At 39.3% G+C, this 16,275-nt stretch carries 19 protein-coding genes; 8 read left to right on the forward strand and 11 right to left on the reverse strand.

Going from position 1 to position 16,275, the window contains the following annotated elements; genetic code table 11:
• Positions 1-2: 2 nt before the first annotated feature.
• The 3 genes from CYAN7822_RS33015 to CYAN7822_RS33025 all read right to left on the reverse strand — a co-directional run bounded on the left by CYAN7822_RS33015 (position 3) and on the right by CYAN7822_RS33025 (position 3,887).
• Positions 3-2,723 carry a DEAD/DEAH box helicase family protein gene (locus tag CYAN7822_RS33015; RefSeq protein ID WP_013325596.1) on the reverse strand — a complete coding sequence of 907 codons (2,721 nt, stop codon included), beginning with the start codon at positions 2,721-2,723 and terminating at the stop codon, positions 3-5.
• A 284-nt stretch (positions 2,724-3,007) separates the two neighbouring features.
• Positions 3,008-3,220 (reverse strand): hypothetical protein, encoded by a 213-nt coding sequence (locus tag CYAN7822_RS37220; protein WP_013325598.1) that lies wholly within the window; start codon positions 3,218-3,220, stop codon positions 3,008-3,010.
• Between the two features lie 73 nt (positions 3,221-3,293).
• The gene (locus tag CYAN7822_RS33025; protein ID WP_013325599.1) at positions 3,294-3,887 is read right to left on the reverse strand and encodes a hypothetical protein; all 594 of its coding nucleotides are present in this window, start codon (positions 3,885-3,887) and stop codon (positions 3,294-3,296) included.
• A 550-nt stretch (positions 3,888-4,437) separates the two neighbouring features.
• Here CYAN7822_RS33025 and CYAN7822_RS33030 point away from each other — a divergent pair.
• Positions 4,438-4,671, forward strand: coding sequence for a hypothetical protein (locus tag CYAN7822_RS33030; RefSeq protein WP_013325600.1), 234 nt, complete (start codon positions 4,438-4,440; stop codon positions 4,669-4,671).
• A 232-nt stretch (positions 4,672-4,903) separates the two neighbouring features.
• Entirely contained in the window at positions 4,904-5,521 is a 618-nt protein-coding gene (locus CYAN7822_RS33035; RefSeq protein ID WP_013325601.1) for a response regulator transcription factor, read from the forward strand.
• Positions 5,522-5,621: 100 nt separating this feature from the next.
• Here CYAN7822_RS33035 and CYAN7822_RS37225 read toward each other — a convergent pair.
• Both CYAN7822_RS37225 and CYAN7822_RS33050 read right to left on the reverse strand, forming a co-directional pair.
• A protein-coding gene (locus CYAN7822_RS37225) for an IS630 family transposase (protein ID WP_157872057.1) occupies positions 5,622-6,495 on the reverse strand; the annotation gives its coding sequence in 2 pieces (ribosomal slippage) (positions 5,622-6,161 and positions 6,163-6,495; 873 coding nt in all).
• A 130-nt stretch (positions 6,496-6,625) separates the two neighbouring features.
• On the reverse strand, positions 6,626-7,459 hold the full coding sequence (locus CYAN7822_RS33050; RefSeq protein WP_013325602.1) for a hypothetical protein: 834 nt from the start codon (positions 7,457-7,459) through the stop codon (positions 6,626-6,628).
• Positions 7,460-7,630: 171 nt separating this feature from the next.
• Between CYAN7822_RS33050 and CYAN7822_RS40665 the strand changes: the two genes are divergently transcribed.
• From CYAN7822_RS40665 to CYAN7822_RS33065, 3 genes are read left to right on the forward strand one after another with little or no spacing between them, the layout of a single operon-like run.
• Positions 7,631-8,452, forward strand: coding sequence for a tetratricopeptide repeat protein (locus CYAN7822_RS40665; protein ID WP_049802849.1), 822 nt, complete (start codon positions 7,631-7,633; stop codon positions 8,450-8,452).
• Between the two features lie 6 nt (positions 8,453-8,458).
• A complete protein-coding gene (locus tag CYAN7822_RS40315) occupies positions 8,459-9,034 on the forward strand; it encodes a tetratricopeptide repeat protein (protein ID WP_041934426.1) in 576 nt (191 codons plus the stop codon).
• A 46-nt stretch (positions 9,035-9,080) separates the two neighbouring features.
• A complete protein-coding gene (locus CYAN7822_RS33065) occupies positions 9,081-9,734 on the forward strand; it encodes a cupin domain-containing protein (protein ID WP_013325603.1) in 654 nt (217 codons plus the stop codon).
• 43 nt (positions 9,735-9,777) lie between these two features.
• Here the strand turns inward: CYAN7822_RS33065 and CYAN7822_RS33070 are convergent, their stop codons facing one another.
• The 3 genes from CYAN7822_RS33070 to CYAN7822_RS33080 form a co-directional block, all read right to left on the reverse strand.
• Positions 9,778-10,167 carry a type II toxin-antitoxin system VapC family toxin gene (locus tag CYAN7822_RS33070; RefSeq protein ID WP_013325604.1) on the reverse strand — a complete coding sequence of 130 codons (390 nt, stop codon included), beginning with the start codon at positions 10,165-10,167 and terminating at the stop codon, positions 9,778-9,780.
• Positions 10,167-10,394 carry a type II toxin-antitoxin system Phd/YefM family antitoxin gene (locus CYAN7822_RS33075; RefSeq protein ID WP_013325605.1) on the reverse strand — a complete coding sequence of 76 codons (228 nt, stop codon included), beginning with the start codon at positions 10,392-10,394 and terminating at the stop codon, positions 10,167-10,169. The genes CYAN7822_RS33070 and CYAN7822_RS33075 overlap by 1 nt, the downstream gene beginning before the upstream one ends.
• A gap of 331 nt (positions 10,395-10,725) precedes the next feature.
• Positions 10,726-11,682 (reverse strand): tetratricopeptide repeat protein, encoded by a 957-nt coding sequence (locus tag CYAN7822_RS33080; RefSeq protein WP_013325606.1) that lies wholly within the window; start codon positions 11,680-11,682, stop codon positions 10,726-10,728.
• 253 nt (positions 11,683-11,935) lie between these two features.
• Between CYAN7822_RS33080 and CYAN7822_RS33085 the strand changes: the two genes are divergently transcribed.
• On the forward strand, positions 11,936-12,367 hold the full coding sequence (locus CYAN7822_RS33085) for a hypothetical protein (RefSeq protein WP_013325607.1): 432 nt from the start codon (positions 11,936-11,938) through the stop codon (positions 12,365-12,367).
• Between the two features lie 10 nt (positions 12,368-12,377).
• On the opposite strand, the gene CYAN7822_RS33090 is transcribed toward CYAN7822_RS33085, so the two are convergent.
• Positions 12,378-12,935 (reverse strand): DUF2839 family protein, encoded by a 558-nt coding sequence (locus CYAN7822_RS33090; RefSeq protein ID WP_013325608.1) that lies wholly within the window; start codon positions 12,933-12,935, stop codon positions 12,378-12,380.
• Between the two features lie 45 nt (positions 12,936-12,980).
• Complete coding sequence (locus CYAN7822_RS33095; protein WP_013325609.1) at positions 12,981-13,205, reverse strand: hypothetical protein; 225 nt, start codon at positions 13,203-13,205, stop codon at positions 12,981-12,983.
• A 120-nt stretch (positions 13,206-13,325) separates the two neighbouring features.
• Here CYAN7822_RS33095 and CYAN7822_RS35190 point away from each other — a divergent pair, with 120 nt between their 5' ends.
• Complete coding sequence (locus tag CYAN7822_RS35190) at positions 13,326-15,263, forward strand: DNA cytosine methyltransferase (protein ID WP_013325610.1); 1,938 nt, start codon at positions 13,326-13,328, stop codon at positions 15,261-15,263.
• Positions 15,264-15,368: 105 nt separating this feature from the next.
• Here CYAN7822_RS35190 and CYAN7822_RS38480 read toward each other — a convergent pair whose 3' ends face one another.
• Positions 15,369-15,533: a hypothetical protein gene (locus CYAN7822_RS38480; RefSeq protein ID WP_162052194.1), complete on the reverse strand. Its 165-nt coding sequence runs from the start codon at positions 15,531-15,533 to the stop codon at positions 15,369-15,371.
• 139 nt (positions 15,534-15,672) lie between these two features.
• Here CYAN7822_RS38480 and CYAN7822_RS33105 point away from each other — a divergent pair, with 139 nt between their 5' ends.
• A complete protein-coding gene (locus CYAN7822_RS33105) occupies positions 15,673-16,089 on the forward strand; it encodes a single-stranded DNA-binding protein (protein WP_245602868.1) in 417 nt (138 codons plus the stop codon).
• Positions 16,090-16,275 lie beyond the last annotated feature (186 nt).

The following is a 16,275-nucleotide window of genomic DNA, read 5'->3' on the forward strand; positions in this document are numbered from 1 at the left end:
ATTTAGGCTGCTGGCTGGTAAAGTTTTGCGAGTTCAAATATGGCTCTGACGACATCACCATCAAACTGTTCTAGGTATTTCTTCCTCAATTGGGATTCCCTTGGGTTATTTGCTATCAATCCCAACAATTCCGGTGACGGGTAATGTCTTACTCTGGCCCTAAAGCCCTGGTCATCCAATAGCCAGTTGGAATACCAATTGATAGAATTGGGTTTGAATCCTAAGAGCGCATTGTCGCTTATCAACCATTCCGGGTAACGAAAGACATTGCAGTAATCGACGATTGACTGGGATTCAATGCGTCCTATCAGTTTCGTGGTCATATTGGCGAGGATTTTATCAGCACCGGCAGATTTAGCGATAGATAAAGGTTCCTGGGAATTGAGGATTACCCTTATTCCCGATTTCGCACCATTGGCACATAAGCGTCCCACGTTGATACTGATGGGGCCGAACTCGAATAAGATAGGGGCTTCATCGAGGAAAAATATACTTTCATTGAAAGTCAGAGAGCGACGTAAAGCTCCTAAATAAGCCAGTGATGCAATGACGGCAGCATCTAAGTTACTTTTAAGGTTTCTTAGTGCGATGACTAACATCTGGGTATCGCTGTTAAAGGTCGTGGGTTTGCTTAAAATCTCCCCCAACCTACTCCTCAACCACTCGTCTAGTCGCAATTTGCAGAACTTTAACGCTTTAACAGTCGTTGTATCTGGATCTATCAACCTTAAACGTTCTAATGAAAGAAACTGTTTAAAATCAATTAATGTGGGCATCCCTTTCCACTCTTGTGTCCCAAAACCTTTACGAAAGGCGAGCGCAAATCGTGCCTTGATATCGGGATTGGTGTAAAATTCCTCTAGAGCCAGAGTGAGTAAACTGTTGACCATATCTGGATTGATATCGAAGTATTGATTATCAATGCCCAATATCATCATCTTCAGGATCTCCCGTAGGGATTCCTTGAAATCGGAAAATCTGTCTTTTTTCTCCTTGGGAGCCAAACCTTGTAGGTTTGGGGGTTCGAGGGCGTTGATGCCTTCCTCTAAGTCCCCCGTATCCACGTATTTGCAGAATGTGGGTAACTGTCTGCATAAGTCATTAAAAGTCCCGGTTCCATCCGGTCTGGGAAAATCCAACGCCGTGATGGGCAAACCCCTAACTAACCCCTGTATGAGCATATCGCTGACCACAGAAGACTTACCGGTTCGCTGTCGTCCGAAAAGCAATATATTTCGATGGGATTCGTAGAGGTTGAGGCAGATGGGCGTACCCCCCTCAGAAGCTATGAATTCAAAACCTCCTTTATCTAATGAAGAATTGCTTACTAGCGGTAATTGACCCGGGATTTCGTAGGATAGGTAGCTTATCCTTCGGTTAAATGGGGATGTTAATAGTTTTTTCCAGGTTAAAGTGGGGAATGTTTCGAGCCAGATAGACCAGGCGTACTCCGTCTCACGCACCACCCAACTCTGCTGTTGGAATAGAGAACAGAAATCGTCACAGGCTCGATTTAATTCTTTTTTACTATTACGGTGGATGAGGAAGACGATACTTGACCATATAGGTTTTTCACCCTCGATTAAGGCTGCTTCCACTTCAATCGTCTTGGATATCCTCAATTCTGCTCCCACATCCGTATTGTTCTTGCTGGATGCGTGGGTCGCTGCCACCTGCGCCTGTTTGGTGAGAGAATTCATCTTATCCTTAAGCAAGCGCTCGTTCCCCGATTGTAACTGTACGAAAATCTCGGTATCGTAAACATTCGGTCTGGACATCACCTCCCATACTGATTTAAGTTGTGCGACACCATCTATCCAACCATCCGGTTTATCTGCCCATAGGCATACTCCTGTAAACTTGCCATTACTTTTTACGCAATCTCGATAGGCGAACGGGACCTCCTTATTTAATAACAACGACAATGGATGTATCCTGCTATTTATCTCTTCGGTAAATTCCTCCTTCTCTACGACGACTTTTTGAGATAGGGGACGTGCCGGGGTATTATTAAAGCGTCCCCAATCTATCTCCCACAACTGTTCTACCGTCAGGGGTCTAACCACTAAGTACATCTGCTCAGACAGCAGATTGATAAATCTGTTAAAGCCCCGATGATAACCATCCAATAAAATTTGTTGTACGGCTGTGGTTTTGAGTTCCTTGTCGGCACCGGTGAATTTATGCCACCCATTCTCTAGGGCGATGAGGATGTTCTCGAAAACATCGGTATTTGCTCTATTTACTCCCTCCTCTACCGTATATGTGTAATATATTCTGCTGAAGTTCTGCTTACGGATTCCACACAGAGTTAACCCTCTCGTCCTTTTCCTCGCACCACCGAGCAATAATTGTAGGACGGGTGAGTCGGTTTTCTTTTGCAGTTCGAGCAATTCACGCTGACGAGTCGTGTCGTCGACGAAGATGCCGAAATGCAGTGTAAGCGTCTCTCCTTTTGGTAGGTCTTTTATCCCAGAACTTATGCCCGATAAAAAACCCATTAATTGGTCGGGTTCACCGAGGGGTGAAATCCCGCGTACATCAACACCACCGACTATCTTGTAACTTTCCTTGTTTTTCTTCTTGAGAACGGTTGCTCCGGTATTCTTACCTCCCTCACAGTATTCAACGTAAGTGATCAGGTCAAAGTTATCTTCAAAGGGTTTTAGTCTCTGCTTCTTCCCTCCCGGTAATCTAATAGTTTTAATGCCAATCTTAGTCATGGTCTTTAATAAGCAGTGGAGTGTATTTGGTGATAGCGCGAGTCCATAAGGGTGCATTCAACAACCGGGAGAAGAAGACGTGATATCCCTTCGCCGTTAGCAACCAGAAGGTTCCAATTCCCCAGGCAGCTATTAGAATTGTCCAAACCCAGGACAGTTGTAGAATCTGCTTCCCGATGTAATAGGATGCACCGGCTATAATCATCCAGGGGACTGCCTGATCTCCCGGCATGAACAAGATCATCGGTGTCTTGTCCAGGGTCTTATTTACCCTGATCAACTCGTCATTGAACATTTAATCCTCCTGTATTGACTTTGTGAACGCTTAAAGGGTTAGATGAATTGATGAGTAATGGGACATTTGAGGGAAGTAAGAGAGGAATTGAATAAGGCGATAGTCCTTTGTCTCCTACCAAGTTGTGGAAAGTTGATTTACCTATACCCCGGAGGGGGTCGATCTCCCTATTGGCATATTGATGAAGAATATCGTTGCACATGGTTATCATTCCTGATTAAACTTAAATTGATTGAAATTTTACAGACTGTGGGTAGCCGCTCATAACTTTTTGATTAGACTAAACCGACAGCGAAATCACCGGCTGTACAGGCGAATAGGACGATTAAGGGGGTTTTGGCGGCTGCCTTCCAGTCTTCATCCTCTCTGGCCGCTTGGATAACCTTGACGATACTCCAGCCGATATAGATGAGCATGATCACCTGGAGGACGGCAAACCCGAAATTGAGGATCGGGGTGGCAGAAGAAGCATTGGAATTGGTATTTAAGAACTCCGTCGCCTTCTTTTTGATGTTGGCGAAGAAGAAGCCATCGGCAGCCGCACTGGGTAGTGCCAATTTATCGAAGAATAATACTCCGAATGTCAGCAGCCAAACCAACGGGAAGAATTTGTACTTATGCAGCACCCTCTGTAAAAGAGCAATGCGTCGGGTGGGATGGTCGCCGATGTATACCGCGAATAGTGCCAACAGTACCCACATACTGAATCCCAATAAGCCTACCGCGCTTATAGAACCACTTCGGATTAATGACCCCCCTATGTTTAAGATGAGGCTGCACCACGACAGGAAAAACCACTGCTTGAGGGAAACGTCCTTGATTTTTTCGGGAATTCCTCTCGTCCGGCTTGTTGTTGTTGATATCGTCATTCACTAACTCCTCAAAAAATTCATAGTGATAACGATAGTTCCTACTTCAATAAGTTGATAATCTACCTTTGGTCGTTGTATGGTTGCAATAAGGTAAAGTTCTGTAACGAAAATTTCTTAAGCTCATCAGCTAAAACAGTTACAGAAAAACAGTCATAGATATATGCGTAAAATATTGACTAAAAATGTTAATTTTTATGACGACGAGATTATAGGGGTTTGAGTCTATTTTGGACTCCTACCGAAAGTGGAGGGGAAGAAAATCTTAAATTTGTGTTGTGATTCAAATCACCGACAAAAACACAAAATCTATGATATACTTAAATGTTATGCCAATACTAAAATTCCTCTTTTAATAGTACATTAAAACCATGTTTTCGTCTTTTTTTAGTATATTTGTATTTAATGAGAGAAATTCTTTAATTTCTTTACAGTTCTTTACTTTACAAAACTTCATGGTTGCAGCGACGAGTTTAGCTGTGATTTGGATCACTGACAAAATTTAAAAAATGTGTTATGGATTAGGTCTATTGAAAAACTCAATTAAATCATGAACAAAAAACAAGAGTTAGATTCTGTCGAGTTAATTTTGCAGTGGGCGATCTGTGGAGTCTGCATTTTTCTAGCTGTCGGGACATTTTTAGCGGCTGAACTAACAACATCCTCTATAATGTTGAGCTTGCTTTTGCTGATTGAGAGTATTATTATTTGTCCTAAATTTCAATTAGGAATCTGGAGCAAAATTGGTGTTAGTGTCGTTATCTATTTAATTTTGTTTTCCTAAAGTCCTGCTTTTCCCAGTGACTCTTTAAAATAGAGAATTATTTACTATCTTTATGTCCTGACTAACACTAATCGATCTCAGAAAGCCGCTTTTTTCGATTTTCTCCGTTTTTTTCCTTTTAGCAAATTTCGGGGAAAATCCTTTAAAATTTATTACTTTGTTCAAGATTCTTAACCTCTGTACTATAATTAGTATTTAAAATAATTTTAAACAAATTTAACAAGTCAAAAAGATGGATGAAAATTTATTCCGAGGATTAAACACACCGATTTATAAGGAAAATTGGAATTTAATGGTTTTTTCGGAAGATACTTCTTTTCTAAAAAGTATTTACAGAGATTTAAAAGCCAATCGAAAATTTCAAATCATCGGAAGTTTTTCAATTTTTAAGGAACTTGAAACTATGTTGGAACAAGTCGAGCCGGATTTCCTCCTCATCTGGCATCGGGATCAAGTGGAAATAGCGAACGATCTCAAGCGAAGATATCCAACCCTATTTATCATTCTCTGGAATTGTTTATCGGGAGGGGATGCAAGCTGTTTCTCCACTGCCCCCCTTGCTGAACAATTAGACCGAATTGTTCCTTTAAAAACATTTGGTACTGTTATGTTTAATATCCAATGTGAGAAAATCTACTACGAGCTTGTCAAAAAAACAACGGTTACTCCACAAGAAAAAAAGATGCTACAGTTCCTCTCCTATGGATTTAATTACAATGAAATCGCTTCCCGTCTCGATCTAACTCACAGCACTTTAAAAACTTATATGAAAGATCTCCGTGAGAAACTTAATGCCAGAGATAAAACCCATTTGCTGGCGATTGCTTTTAGAACGGGATTGGTTTCTTGAGTGAAACATCTTAGTTATCTAAAATTCCCTAACTCCTCCGAAAACATTATTAATAAATAAATTTTTATCTTTATTAGTAATATAGCAACCGCCAAGGCGGTTAAGACGCTTTGGCAAGCACATCTTCCATAGCATCTCGAAGACAGTCAAATTGAGTAATTAGTTTACGAATTCGACTTTTTAACCATGACCAGCATTGCTCAATTTTATTAAGGTCAGGTGAATAAGATGGCAAATATTTTAAGTGACAACCGGCTGCTTCGATTAATTCTTTAATACATCCACCTTTATGAAAAGTAGCATTATCCGCTATTACTATTTGTCCAGGTTTTAAGGATGGTATCAAACAATTCTGTAGCCAGGTTTCAAACACAGTTCGATTTGTCGCTCCCTCAACAGTAAAGGTAGCGAATAACTTTCCATTACAAGGGGCCGCTATCATATTAACACGGCCTTCTCTCTTCCCATTTTTAAGGGCATGAAAACGTTTTCCTTTTTCATTATAGCCATAACCATAATCCTCTCTATTATCCATCCCAGCTTCATCTATATAAACTCTTTGTTCAGGTTTATATATGGCTATCTCTTTTTGAAATTCTTCTCTTTTTATTTCATTTCTTTCCCGATAACCGTAAGTTTTGAGAGCGAGTAAATCCTATTTTTTTTAAGGCTCTTGATATTGTACGGTCACTCATTTCGCCTGGCCATAGTTTCGCCATTTCAGCTTGAGTTTTATCGCCATTAATTTCAACAAATTCCACAAATTTTTTCCAGTCAACAATTTTATGACCATTGCCGGGCGGTTGTAATGGTAAAGCTTTGTAATCTCCGGTTTGGGCTTTCCTTTGTAACCATAAGTTGATTGTGTTTCGACTGATTTGAAAAATTTCAGCCGCTTCACTCTTTTTCATGCCATCTAACTCTATGGCTTGAATTACTTTTTGGCGTAAATCGTAACTGTATGGTTTGGGCATTAGCTTATTAATGGCTTTTTCCTTGTCATCATATCATATATAGTCCTAACCGCCTTGGCGGTTGCTATAAATTAAGGGGGAATTATTTTTTTTTATCAATAATTTCAGGTGAGCGCATCTCCAACCCTTCTCAACCTGATTGTTTAACAGCGAGTACAGGACGAGTTTTTGGCTCCCTGTTTGGCTTAATATCGTTAACGGGAACAAAGGGTTTTGGGGTTCTATTGTTTGGCTTGTCCCCTGGGGTGGGTTCCGCTTTAACCGGCTTCTTATATTTCGGCAATTTCTGAGTCGGAGGTTCGTCATCCTCAACCCACCCAAAACATTCTTTAGATGGGATGAACCTAAATTTTCCTTGAATAAACCATTTTTTCGGTAATTGGTCTTTTGGGATTCTAGGATTAAACTTAAAAGGTCGTACCTCTTCATCTTCCCGTCGCATCAGCACCGGTAGATGAACGGCTTTAAATTTCTCGGTTGGATCTACTGCGTCACGGTTTCTGTAGACAGACAAACAAGGAACCTTGTACTGCGGCAAAAACTGCCAGATTCCCTTGATTGTAAATATTCCTGCTTCTTCTTCGGGTGCGGGAAAAGGTTCCGTACCCCAGGCGACCACCTGAAACGAGATAATCACCGGTTGACGGGGAATGGCTAGAAACTTCGGATAAACCTTTAAATACAAAGAAGCATCGGGCGTTTTTTCCCATTGCGTGAGCCATGCTCGGTATCTGTGGCGCAAAGTGTAGAGCTTATATTGTTGTCGTCCTAACTGGATAAAAAACTGTCCCTCACCAGAGCGGGTAACTTTGCCGTACAAGCAGCCTATGGCCTGAAAATATGAATGCTGTTGTTTCTGTAATTCTTCATCAGTTGAGGGGTCTGTGGACTCTTTAATACCAGAGTCAGCAATTGGAGCTTGAGTAATTTCAATTAATGAATCAGAAGCAGTGGGAGGAAACATAAATAATTAAAAAGGATGCCATTTATCTCAGTTTATCACGTAAATGACAGTTAATTAATCTTTAAAAACTAGCTGAACAGTAAGAGTAATTTTTGCTGTACTATCTAGAATTAAAGTTAATTACACCTAACTCGATTTTAACTATTGATCGATATCAATAAGATAAATTAAATGAGACAGATAACTCAAAAATCGGTAAGTTTATTAATAATTCTTGTGGGTTTAGGGAATCTCCCCCTAAAAGCTTTACCTGTTCAAAGAAATCAAGAATTATTGCTGAGTCAAGCTTTACCGGCTACAATTAAGAAATTATTTGAGCGAGCGAGCGATAAGGATGATCGGGGGGATCAACTTGGAGCCATATCCGATTATACCGAAGTTATTCGATTAGCCCCCAACTTAGCTGAAGCTTATGCCAATCGAGGTTTGCTCTACTCGCATCTTAAAGAGTATGAATTAGCCCTTGCCGATTACAACAAAGCCATTGACATCAACCCTCGCTTAGAAGGAATTTACTACAATCGAGGCTTAGTGAACATTGAGTTAAAAAAATACGATTTAGCCTTAACGGATTTAAACCGTGCGATTGAAATCAATCCTTCTATGGCAGTTGCTTATAACAGCCGGGGAATTGTTTACAGAGAGTTGAAAGCATCGACGAGCGCACTCGCCGATTTCCAGAGAGCTATTGAGATCGATCCTCAGTTAGTCTTTGCCTACAATAATCGAGGGACGATCGAGCAAGCCCTTAAGAATTTTCAAAGTGCTTTAAATGACTACAATGAAGCGATTAAAATTAATCCCCAATATGTCGAGGCTTACTACAATCGTGGACTTGTTTACCAAGAGTTAAAAAATTGGGAGAAAGCACTCGCCGATTTAAATAAAGCTATTGAGCTAAATCCTCAATTAGCTATGGCTTACATTTATAAAGCCAATATCTATTCGGACTTAAAAAAATACGATTTAGCCTTAGAAAATTATAACAAATGAATTAAAATTAACCCAAGTTCTGAACAAGCTTACTACTATCGTGGACTGGCTTACCAAGAGTTAAAAGATTGGGAAAAAGCACTCGCCGATTTAAATAAAGCTATTGAAATCGACCCGAATTTTTTCCTGGCTTACAGCAGCCGAGCTTTTCTTTACAAAGATTTAAAAGAGTACAAATTATCGTTAAACGATTATGACAAAGCTATTGAGATAGACCCGACTTCTTCTGAAGATTATCACAACCGAGGAACTATACACATTTTACTTCAACAATTTGATTTGGCTCTGGTTGATTACACCAAAGCCATTGAATTTGACCCCAAGTTAGTTCAAGCTTACGGCAACCGGGGCATTCTCTACATTCACTTTAAAAATTATGAATTGGCACTCAATGATTTAAATAAAGCTATTGAACTAGACCCGACTTATGCTGAAGCTTACGCTAACCGAGCTTTACTTTATATTCAAACAAGAAACAAAGAGCTTGCTCGTTCCGATTTGCAGAAAGCCGCCCAATTGTTTCAAGCCTCTGGCAAAATGGAGTATTATCAAAGAACTTTAGAGTTCCTTAAACAATTTTAAGTTTGTTAAATGAATCGTGCGATCGTTTTTTAATTATCAAAACACTATGAAAATTAACGCCGATTTTAGCCAACGTGCAGTTCAACAGACTCAAGAACTCCCCTGGATAGATTCGCCCATGCCGGGGGTACAACGTAGAATGCTCGAAAGAGACGGAGAAGAAGTTGCCAGGGCCACATCTATAGTTCGTTATGCTCCTGGGAGTTCTTTCTCTGCACACACACATGGGGGTGGTGAGGAGTTTCTTGTATTAGAAGGCGTTTTTTCGGACGAAATGGGAGATTATACAGCCGGAACCTATGTTAGAAATCCTGTAAGCTCAAGGCATACACCATTCAGTAATGAGGGTGCAGTAATACTGGTGAAGCTGTGGCAAATGTCACCCCTGGACCAAACCCGTGTTGTCATTGATACTAATAATCAACCTTGGAAACAGGGATTAAATGAGGGTGAACAAATAATCCCCCTGCATACCTATGAGACTGAGAATGTTGCATTAGTTAAATGGGAACGAGGGACACAGGTAAAAAATTATGCTCATTTGGAGGGAGAGGAGATTTTTGTCTTACAAGGTGAGTTTTCGGATGAATTGGGGACTTATCCACAAGGATGTTGGATCAGGAATCCTCCAGGGGTCGTCCCTAGTCGGTTTACGGAACAGGGATCTTTACTGTATCTGAAAACTGGGCATTTGGGTTAATCATCAAAACCGAAAAAATTTAGTATTAATTGACAAGTTATTTTTAATCCCAAATCCGTTGAATATTATAGCTATCAAAGGCTAAATCTCGACTTAAAATAGAAACATCTTCAACTATTGCCTGTGCGATCAGGAGTCGGTCAAAGGGGTCATTATGATGGAAGGGGAGAGTGGAAATAACGGACAGATGACTCAAGCTGATTGGCAAGAGTTCAAAGTCTTCCAGTTTAACCTTTTGTTGTATGTAATCTTCTAGAGGTAAAGCTAATGTTAACTTATTTTTACTCTGTTTAATCGCCATTTCCCAGACTGTAGCGAAACTGATTAATTTTTTGCATTTAACATCTTCCATCAAAATTCGGGCAGTATTACTTAATTTAGGGTCGCCATTAAAGAACCATAAAAACGCATGAGTGTCTATCAATAATCTCATTAGGTATAGTCTTTAAAATCATCTAGGGGTTCATCAAAATCATCGGACAAAGAAATTAAGCCTTTATCGCTTCCAAAAAGAGGAGAACGTATGGCAACCGATTCAAGAGAGACTAACTTGGCCATAGGTTGATTATTTTTGGTAATAATAATTTCTTCCCCCTGTCCGACTATTTCAATTAACTCCGACAATTCTAAAATAGCTTGGTTAATATCGATTGTTTTCATCGGTTAATTTCTCGCTCCCGGAATTATGTGAATATTAATGACCATCGCTCAAAGCGCACAGAACGCAACTTCAATTACGGAGGGCATAGCCTTTACCTAATTATAGCGGAGGTAGTCTAGCAACAACCTAAAGAAAGAAAAGAAAGACAGCGCTCCCTTGCGATGCTTGTATGAGTCGATGGCAAAAATGTCTGAAGCTCTTGCCCTTTTTTGCTCGGCTCAAGTTTAAATTTTATTAATTTCTCGTTTAATTCTCAATAAAATTTGATTATGAGTAGGACTAGAAATCCTTAATTGTTCAGCTTTTTTAAGCCAAAAGCTAACTTGTCCTTCATTGCCTAAAAAAATAATCGGCTTTAGCTAAATAACAACAGCTAATAAATCGATCAACGGCATCGTTTTCTCTTTCGGTTAAGGGAAGTAACATCTCTTTCCCCTCTTGGTATTTTCCTAATTCAATTAAAATCGAACCTCTAGTCCCTTGAAGAGTTTTGATGTCGTTATCTAACGATAAAGCTTCTGCCGACCATCGCTCCGCCTTGCTTAGATATTTTTTTTCTCCATAGTTAATGACGATAGAAGCGAGAAGATCGATAAGATAAATTCTCTCTCTGTTGGCGAGTTCTGGAGCCTTTAAAAGTTGCTCTAGTAAGTTAACCGCTTGCTCAAAGTTTTTTTGTTGGAACTCAGTTTGGGCTTGAAATAAAATTTGTAATTTGTTTAAATCTTTATTGAACCAAGGAGTGACTGTAGTGCTTTGACTTGCTTCGTACCTAGCTAAACCTAGAAGAATCTGCATTAATTGTTGTTTATTTTTAGTTAAAGCATTAAAGATTTGCTTCCCATCGTTGGGACAACTTCTACCATAAAGAACGCTTTCTAGTGGGATAAGATTAGTTACTAGGAGCAGAAACTCAAAAAAAGCTAATCCTTGAATAATTATATACCAACTAATATCTAGATTAAAAAGCCGGGAATGGCAAATCTTATTAAGGATCAGCAAAAAAAAACAGTTAACGCTCGGTCCTCCCAAATACATTAGTAGTAATTTTGGCTTAAGTCTATCTAAAGATAAGTTAGATATATAGGTTATTCCCGAAGACGGGTAAGTTCTCAACTCGAATATAGATTTAAATAATTTTAGTTGTAAAATTTTGGGTCCGGTTCCCACTCGAACAAAATAAGGATTAAAGCCAACCGTCTTAGCGGCTAAGAGATGCCCCATTTCATGACAAAATATTGAAAAATGGAGCCAGAAAAAACTAATTAAAATAAAATTTAAGTCCATGAAAAATCGCTATACCTTTGACTACGACCAGGTTTTATCTATAAATTTGTCATTCAACCGTGCTAGTGTTAGTATTCCCAATTAATTAGGGTTTTAGCTCAGTATTAATACGATACATATTTAAAAACAAAGAAAAATCGTATTGAATGAAGATTAGGATAGCTGGCGCACCCTCGATGATGAACGCTGACCATTGATTAAAAAAAGTAATAGAAAACGGATTTAATCAAGATAATTTTGTCGATCACAAGTGATGGGAGATGCTGGTGATACAAGATCCCAAGTTAAAGAGGAAAGCCGCTTGGTTTCCCCTTTAATTAATCGAGAAATGGTTAAAGTAAAAAACACAGGGTCTGTACAAGCTTATTGTAATGCTCCTGTACCTCCGACTGAATTAATTGTTTCAAAACCCCTACCTTTAAATGAATCAGCGCAACCTAACCGGACTCAAGAGACTAATTCTGTTGAGGTCACTTTGATAATTTGCCGGTTCTCGGGAAATTTAGCCGATGTTGAGCCAATATTTCAAGGAAGTGATTATTATCTTAATTTGAATCCCAATTTACCTTTTATACTACGACAACAAATGCTCCGCGATTATTTATTCGACAAGAAAGAACAAGCTCAACAACAATGGAGAAGTATTTCTCAGAAACGAACTCTTCCGTCTGTGGATTTAGATTAGCGATCGCCGGTTATAATTCCGTTGGGGAGGGAATTTCTAAAATTTCCTCAAATAATTTTTTAAGTGTAATCGGGTTGGGGCCTGATTTTAAGTTCTCATCAAAAGTCATATTCAAGATCAAATCTTCATAAAAAGGTTGCAGAGGTTCTATATATTCTTCCCTCATTCGAGGTGATAAATATTTTTTAAAATAAAAACAAACCAGTACCACTTGCATAACCCACTCGGCGACTTGAGTGATTCGGTTATCGTGATCCCTTAATAGCTGTATTCGCTCAAGTTCGTCATAAAATTTTCCTAAAATAATGACCCCTAACTTTTCTCTATCTTCAGGATGATAAAAACTTAGATAACTCTCTATCCATTTTTGATACTCTTGAAAATAAGCGAGGTTTTTTTCGTCATCATTTAAAGAAATAAATTTAGTTTCAAATTCCTGGGACTGAGATTCATATTCGCTGAAAAACTTAAGTAAATGTTTTTCCCATTGGTAAGAATGAAGTCGGGAAAATTTTTTTTGACCATAATCATCCCCTAAGTTTTTTTTCCTTCTTTTCGCTTCTCCCATAGATGTTCCTCTTGAAAAATTTACAATACATTAGCTTTTCATCAATTAGCATGGCTCACTTAATTTGATCTCCTGTCTGCCAATTTTTTCCATCAATTCAGAAACGCTTCGACAATGATTTTTGTGAGCAATAACGAGCAAATTATCCCAACCCGTATCAGTCAGGGTTATATTACGTTTTTTCTTGGCCTCTTCATAATCCGGCTTGCGTCCTCCCAATTCAAGGTTAGCTAAAGATCTTTCGTGCATCTGCCGTTTGGTTTTTGTCATAGTCACTCTCTCTCAAGTTGCCTCTACTCTTAAACCTATCGCACTGTTAAAAACTCGGGCAATTTCCATTTTATAAGCCTATAATGGAAACAAGGTAAATGGAATAAGCTCTTAAAGCTAATGGCAACTCGGAAGTTTGGGCAATACAAACCCATAGTTGACAAGGATAATACCCCTACCATTGGGACATTGTTCAGTGGTGGTGGATTGTTCGATGTCGGTGCAATGTTAGCGGGAATAAAACCTGTATGGGGCGTTGAATTCGATCCAAATAGCCCCTCTTTAAGTTCAGCCATTGCTGAGTGTTATGAAAAGAATTTAGGGCGGCATTTAATTAAAAAGCCAGTTCAAGATGTTGATTTTAGTTCTCTAGTACCCCCTGACTTTCTCCACTGCTCACCGCCCTGTCAAAAATTCTCTTTGTCCAACCCACAAAGGGGGGAAACTGATAACGACTTAGAACTAGCGCTCACTACTCGTAGAGCCATAGAAACTTTAAAACCCCAGGTTTTCACACTGGAGAATGTTGTTCCTTACGCCAAAAGCCTATCATTCCAAACGATTAAAGAAACGTTAGAGAAATTGGGATACCAGTACCGAGAATTAATTTTGGATGCTGCTGACTTCGGTGTTCCTCAATGTCGTAAACGTTTTTTCTTAGTCGCCACAAATAATTTAATACCCCTAGAATTAACATTACCTAAAAAACTTTCAATTACCTGGTTTGAGGCTACTGTTGATTTAATTGATGACCTACCAGAATCTACTCTGGCAGCATGGCAATGGCAGCGCTTACCTTTTGATGTGGTCCAAGAGTTTAAAAACGAGGCGGATACTGCCTATTTGATCGAACGCTCCGGGGCCAGAAATGATCGTCCTCTACACCTGCGGACTGCCAATCAACCTGCCTGGACGATTAAAGCTGGATTGGGTTCTGACGGGAAGGGAGGAAATCGCCTAGACCCGATCAACCTCTACGTTAAAGGAAAAATTCTGCGTCCTACTCCGCGTTTCTTAGCCCGTATCATGTCTGTTCCCGACTGGTACGAGCTTCCCACAGCAATGAGCATTGCTACCACAATACTTGGCAATGGGGTTTGCCCTCTCGTCGCCCAACAATTATTGACCGCTTTAATTCCTTATTTGGAAAAGGAGAAATTACCCATGTCTGACCCCCCTGTTAATGAACCAAATTCTCTAGAAATCGTTAGTGATGAGTATTTAAGTGCGGATGAGGAAAAGGAGCTTTTACGATTAGAGAGAGTTGTGGAACGTTCTTTTTATGAGGCGGGAAGTGCTTTGAGGAAAATACGGGCTTTACGGCTTTATCGTGCTAGATTTAATTCTTTTGAAGAATACACTCAAGAACGTTTCGGTTTTACTCGTCGCCAGCCTTACTATTTAATTGAAGCAGCTAACGTTGTCGACAATCTTAAATCTGAATGTGAACCATTGGTTCACATTTTGCCCTCCTCAGAGCGACAAGTTAGGCCATTAACCAAATTAAATGCAACAGAACAGCGTTCTGTTTGGAATGATGCAGTCAGTAGGGCGCAAGGAAAAGTCCCGTCGGGGCGTATAGTCACTGAAGCGTTAGAAGCCTTAAAGCAGCGTGTCCGCGAAAAGTCACTTGCCCCTTTTCCCTACAATGAGGGAGACGTTTGCAAGATTTTGGTCAAAGGCAATCCCGACCTCAAAGGCAAAGGGGGTCACTGGGGCGTGATAGTGGCGATTAACAATTTTAGCGCCGATATTCAATTGGCTGATGGGATTTACTTAGCCAAAGAAGAAAATTTAGAGGAACTTCCCTACACCCCCGAACTCAGAGAGAAAGCCAAAATTATCAGTGATCGCCTCTATAGATTAAGCCAACATGAGTTAGAAGACAGTAGCAAGGCATTTATAGCCGAGCTTGGGGCTGAACCCAGAGTTATATTGTCAGACCTAGAAGAACAAATACTCAACTTAATTGAGAAAAATGTTAATTTATTAGATGATGCTAAAACAGTAGCGATCATGGATTCCCTGGAAGGGAAGAAAAGTGTTTTAAAGGAATAATCTCACGACAAGAGCTAATAAGAATGGGGACACAAGCACAAGGGCGAAAATATTGAAATTTTTGTCTGCTTCTCGGTATTCAAGACTATTTTAATATTTAAAAAATCAATAAGTCACTCCAAAAAGCCAGAGGATAACACTAATCATAACTAAACCCAAAAGCACTAATAAAAAAGCTTTATCGTACCAAGCCTCTTGTTGAGCTTTATCGATGTTCTTTGCCCATGCTGGCGAAGTCAATAAACTGAAAGATATTGAAGTTATCAGCAAAATTTTATTCATTTTTACTTTTTTAAGTATTTTACTATTTTTTCAATAAAATTTAGTATTTTATAACATTATAATAATAAAATTAGCTCCTTTTTATTTCTCGGCTATACTAAATATTGAGATTAATTTTAAAATGATTATGACTACTGAGACTGATACTAAAAATTCAGCTATTGAAACATTGCTCAATCCCGTTGTTTCAAAGGACAAAGGAACACAGAATTTGTGGGTTTTGTTAAGAGATGTAAAAAACTTGCTCAGTCAGCAGAATGAACTCCTACAAGAAAATAATCAGCTACTAAGACAGCTTCTCCAAAAAGAAGCTACCAGTAATTATGAAGAGTTCGAGCCGAATTTCAAAGCTACCTTAAGCGAGTATAAGCATTTCGCTTGGGACAGCATCGGAGCAAAGGTCATATCTTCCGATGGCGAAGGGGTCACGGTTGTACAGTACCGTTCAAAAGTCTTTGAACGCAGACGCTCCTCAGTCGATGACGTAAAAGGTGCGGCTAGGAAGGTTTTCCTGTGCAACGAAAGCAGCAGATGGAAACGTTAAGTATCTTAAATTAATCACGTTTAAGGAAAAGTCTGGAATTAGACCCCTACACGAAGAGATTAAGGAGCAGTTGGATTAAATTAGCTTACAAAATACGAACCTTTGATTCTGTGTAAATTTTAGTGACTCTTCTTTGTAAAATTTTAGAGATACTTTGATTTTTATGGGTATAATTAAACAAAGTTC

The sequence above is a fragment of the Gloeothece verrucosa PCC 7822 genome (assembly GCF_000147335.1).
Taxonomy (GTDB): Bacteria; Cyanobacteriota; Cyanobacteriia; order Cyanobacteriales; family Microcystaceae; genus Gloeothece; species Gloeothece verrucosa.